General features: G+C 58.3%; 7 protein-coding genes and 1 pseudogene. 4 read left to right on the plus strand and 4 right to left on the minus strand.

Features of this window, described 5'->3' with window-relative positions:
• On the minus strand, window positions 1-392 hold a 392-nt coding region (locus B0G75_RS39790), incomplete at its 3' end, for an IS6 family transposase (RefSeq protein WP_146142610.1).
• On the opposite strand from B0G75_RS39790, the gene B0G75_RS39795 reads away from it, so the two are divergent.
• Window positions 355-651 (plus strand): helix-turn-helix domain-containing protein, encoded by a 297-nt coding sequence (locus B0G75_RS39795; protein ID WP_106286464.1) that lies wholly within the window; start codon window positions 355-357, stop codon window positions 649-651. The two genes, B0G75_RS39790 and B0G75_RS39795, sit on opposite strands and share 38 nt — an antisense overlap.
• A gap of 22 nt (window positions 652-673) precedes the next feature.
• On the opposite strand, the gene B0G75_RS39800 is transcribed toward B0G75_RS39795, so the two are convergent.
• Complete coding sequence (locus B0G75_RS39800) at window positions 674-1,873, minus strand: MFS transporter (RefSeq protein ID WP_258194979.1); 1,200 nt, start codon at window positions 1,871-1,873, stop codon at window positions 674-676.
• Between B0G75_RS39800 and B0G75_RS41810 the strand changes: the two genes are divergently transcribed.
• Window positions 1,823-2,404, plus strand: a complete 582-nt coding sequence (locus B0G75_RS41810) for a hypothetical protein (protein WP_258194980.1) — start codon at window positions 1,823-1,825, stop codon at window positions 2,402-2,404. The two genes, B0G75_RS39800 and B0G75_RS41810, sit on opposite strands and share 51 nt — an antisense overlap.
• A gap of 34 nt (window positions 2,405-2,438) precedes the next feature.
• Here B0G75_RS41810 and B0G75_RS41815 read toward each other — a convergent pair.
• A pseudogene (locus B0G75_RS41815) lies at window positions 2,439-2,700 on the minus strand (alanine racemase); the annotation flags it as partial.
• A 532-nt stretch (window positions 2,701-3,232) separates the two neighbouring features.
• Between B0G75_RS41815 and B0G75_RS39805 the strand changes: the two are divergent.
• Window positions 3,233-3,487 (plus strand): hypothetical protein, encoded by a 255-nt coding sequence (locus B0G75_RS39805; protein ID WP_258194184.1) that lies wholly within the window; start codon window positions 3,233-3,235, stop codon window positions 3,485-3,487.
• 128 nt (window positions 3,488-3,615) lie between these two features.
• On the opposite strand, the gene B0G75_RS39810 is transcribed toward B0G75_RS39805, so the two are convergent.
• On the minus strand, window positions 3,616-3,801 hold the full coding sequence (locus tag B0G75_RS39810; RefSeq protein ID WP_106286465.1) for a hypothetical protein: 186 nt from the start codon (window positions 3,799-3,801) through the stop codon (window positions 3,616-3,618).
• 220 nt (window positions 3,802-4,021) lie between these two features.
• Between B0G75_RS39810 and B0G75_RS41820 the strand changes: the two genes are divergently transcribed.
• Window positions 4,022-4,316 (plus strand): helix-turn-helix domain-containing protein (locus tag B0G75_RS41820; protein WP_258194978.1); only part of this gene is annotated, 295 nt, incomplete at its 3' end.

Consider the following 4,316-nt stretch of genomic DNA (forward strand, 5'->3'; position numbering starts at 1 on the left):
TGCTCGATGGATTTCTCGAAATAGCGACGGGCGGCAGCCTTGTCACGATTGGCTCGAAGCAGGAAATCCACCGTCTTTCCGGCCCTGTCGACAGCGCGATAAAGGTATTTCCACTGGCCACGCACCTTGACGTACGTCTCGTCCATACGCCAGCTCTTGCCAACCGGGCGCTTTCGACGGCGAAACGCTTTCTCCAATACCGGCAGCAGCTTGATGCCCCAGCGGTGCACCGTCGAATGATCGACCGAAATACCGCGCTCAGCCAACATTTCCTCGGGGTGCCGCAGGCTCAGCGGATAAGCCACGTACCAACGCACGCACGTCAGCATCACATCAAGCGGGTAATGGACGCGTTTGAGCACTCGGGCCACCGCCAGATTCAACGTCGTCATCAAGCTTTCCGTCGTCTATATCGTTCCGCACATCATAGCGGACCGGCCTATTGCAACAAAACCTTATATCCGCCACCTGAGGCTACGCCGGGCAGCCAATGAGCTGATCCGCTATCCACACCTGGCGGTCACAGCGATTGCCTATGGATTCGGCTTCAAAAGCGCGTCTGATTTCACGCGCGCCTTCGGACGGGCCTACGACATGGCGCCGCAGGATTTTCGGGCTTTGGCCGGTAAGGTGGTTCAGACGCAGCGATAGGTGTCAGTGCGTGCGTGGCGGTTCAGGTTTTGAAGCGCTGTTCCTTGAACAGCATCAGCGCACAAAAGCTCACCGCACACGCTGGCGTCACGTACCAGGCTGCAGACATGGGATCGCCGGTCCATCTGATCAATCCCGTCACGATGAATTGAGCGGTACCGCCGAACAAGGCGACGTGCAGCGCATGCGAAACGGCCATGCCGCTGGCGCGCACCCGCGCAGGAAGCGCTTCAAGCACAAGCAGGGCGACCGCGCCCGCGCCGAGCGCCACCATTGTGCTAATGAGCGCGACGCCACACAGGACAGGCAGCGCGCTGGTCGCACGGGTAATCATCAGAAAAACCGGATAGACCAAAAACGCGGTGCATCCTGAGGCAATGAGGGCCAGTGGCTTGCGGCGAGGCAGACGGTCGATGAGACGGCCGGACAGCGGCGGAATGACCACCAGCAGCAGTGCAGACAACGCGGCAGCCATATATCCGATGACGGCGGGCAGGTGCATCACGCGAGTCGCATAGCTCGGCATGTAGTAGACGATCGCGTAGACCGGTATGGTTTGCCCCATCATCATCAGCATCGCCAGCAGGATCGTCGTCCCATGTTCGTGACACAGTTCAGCGAGCGGTGTGCCGGCATGTCTGGCGGTGCTGGTGAAAATCGCATCGTCGCGAAGCCGGTAGCGAACATAAAGACCAACTGGCGCGATCAGCAGACCGATCAGGAATGGGATCCGCCAGCCCCACGAAGCAAGAGCGGCCGGTGACATCGTGCTGGTGAGCAGCACGCCCAAGGTTGCGCCCAACAACGCGGCCGCGCCCTGGCTAACGAGTTGCCAGTTGACCAGATAGCCGCGACGCGACACAGGCCCTGCCTCCATCACAAAGGTCGCGGCAACACCGATGTCGCCGCCGACGGCAAAGCCCTGCAGCGACCGACCGGCGATGACAACGAGCGGCGCGATCACGCCTATGCTGGCAAACGACGGACAGAAGGTAAGCGCCGCCGTACCTAGAGCCATCATCCAGCTGGTCCTCGTCATCGCTGCGCGGCGGCCCACGCGGTCCGCGTAAGCGCCGATGATCATCGCGCCAACAGGTCGCATGAAAAAGCCGACGCCGAATGTGCCGACTGCCCACAGTAACGAAGTCATCGGATCTTTCGCTGGGAAGACATGATCTCCGATCATCACCGCGAAGAATCCGAAAACGGTGAAATCGAACATTTCGAGGCCAGTCACAAGCGATGCTGCGACAACAGCTCTGAAAAGCTCTGCGGGATCTTCTTGATTGCCGGGCGGTTGATCGCCTGTGGCGACGCGAAGCGTGAACATTCTGTTGTAGGGTCGTCTATAACGGCGCATGCGTTTATCGTTGAAAACGCATTCGGACTGCGCGACGCGTTGCACGATACCACGTGCGCTCGTTCGCTGATCGATTGCGCACAAATCGATGAGCAAAAAACTGCTCCCGCGGTATGTGGCTCCGTCCTTCGTCTGGCAGGGAATGACAGGTCAGTGGCGCCGGCGGTCACGGCTACAACGTTCAGACCGCCGTTGATGCCACGTCGCATCTTTTATAATCGGGCACACGAGGTCACCAATCTTGGCAATGATTGTAACCAGCTGACGAACATGGCCGGGCAGGCGCGAGCCGCTATCGTGGGATACGATGGGGCAGGTATTGATCAAACACCGGCCGGCCCCGCCGTACTTCCAAGCTCCGGCGCTGACAAACACGCCGACATTAAATCATAACGACCGCTGTCCCCCAGAGCGACGGAGATCCCGCCACGCCGATCACTTCGCTGATGAGCGTCATCCAGGTGCGCAAGCCGACGTCGTTGATGTGACGCGACTGACCTGTGTGCGAGCCGCCGTACAGCGCGACACCCGGGCGCACCCAGTCACGAGAGCCTGGGATGCCATAGGACGGCCGCTGAATTCGCGAGACTTCGTTGACCCGGTATCCCGTCAGTCACTGAAACGGAGCGATTCATCTGCCATGCCACGTCGCCATCGTCAGCATTCGCGGTGTGGCTCGTCAAGGCGACTGACTGCGGCGGCATCAATCTCTGAACGATCGGACGTGGCAGGGGAGGCGTTGAGGACTTGTTCGAAAAAGGAATGAATGCCCGCTGTTAAAGACCAATATTGTGGCCAATAGGCAGCGGTTTTCACTATCATATCTATCTGCGCAAGTTTTTTTGAATGTATTCTTGTTGATTTTCTAGGTTGAATTCTTGGCCGTTTGTCTGCCTCGCCAGCAGGCGAACAGGCGGATTACGTGAGTGGCCCGAGTAGCCTGATTGAGCGCCGGCGCGCGGTCGCGGCGGATTACGCGGTCATGTTTACCCGAATGTTTTAACCGGTTCTGGGGATGAATCCAATCCTTCTCCATGTCGTGTTCGGTCAAGAATGTGATCGCATCCGTTGGGCGGGTCCGCCGCCTGCTTTGAGCGACTAAAGTGGCTTCGGTCTTTCGAGGGGCGCTTCTCTCGAGCGAACCCCACCCCTCGGTCTTTCAGCCTGCCGCCCCCACGGGCGGCAGGTTCTTTTTCGTGGACTTCTTCACTGCGAGGCGGTTTGGATGAAGTTGAGAACAACTCGCGCGGAAAATCGCATGACGCTTTCGGGGAAAACATGCAGCTGCCGAACGTAGATAATTTCATCAAAGACCGGCAGCACGGCGTCACCTACAACATCTGCGCCTATCGCAGACTTTCAGGTCAGGAGATGACGCGCGCGATGCAAGTCTTCATTCAGCAACAGGGTGAGCATCAACCGAAGCCACGAACAGTCGTCAAGATCTTTTCGCTGGTCGGGCTGGATGACCGATAGTGGTGGTGATGCTTCAGACGCCAATCGACGGACGTCGGGCACGGCTGCGATAACGCGCCGGACAGCACGCTGCGCCGTGACTTCGAAGCAGGTTTGGGCGGCAAGATACGCCGCGTCGTCGACGCAGTCTAATCCAACATATACAGCAGATCGGCGATGTTCGTGTTAGGCAATCGCTTCGCAACCATGTCCCAGAAGATCACGTCGTGCATCGCGCTGGCGTCTTCTGCCGTCTTCCACGCGCGCGCACCGACGATCGAATCGGCCGTTTCGTGAGCTGCGGAAACAATTTTTTGAATGTCTTGTTTGTGCATGGACCCTGTTAACGGTCGTGTGCAAAGCTTTTTTAGCCTCTTGCCCAACCGTTTGCTAAATATTTTTATCCACCTCGCCTCCGCCTGCAACAATGCCTGTGCGGACCGAGTTGAACGGAGCGCTTTACATGATACCAGGACTCTTCGTGCGCAAGGAAGGCAGGTAACCCTGGGCGACCTCAAATCTGAAGTGCAACACCGTTTCGTATAAGGTGTTGCGTTGCACGAAAGAACTCAGGACCAGCAACTTCAACCGGAAGAGCGCCTCATCATTGCGAGCCTGCATCTGCAGGGTTCGAGTATCCGGGCCATGGCCCCGATACTCGGGCGCTCGCCGGCCACGGCCGTCCACACCGTCGCGCAGCCGCAGGCCGCGACTCGTCTGCAGGCAGTGCTGGACTTGATCGAGGCCCACAAAGGGGCTCTGGTGCAAATAATTGGTCAGAGCGACATTTTTCCTATCGATATGGATACCTTATCGATGAGACAGGACAGCATTCCAGGCAGCGAGGGCA

The organism is Paraburkholderia sp. BL18I3N2, assembly GCF_003001875.1.
Lineage (GTDB): Bacteria > Pseudomonadota > Gammaproteobacteria > Burkholderiales > Burkholderiaceae > Paraburkholderia > Paraburkholderia phytofirmans.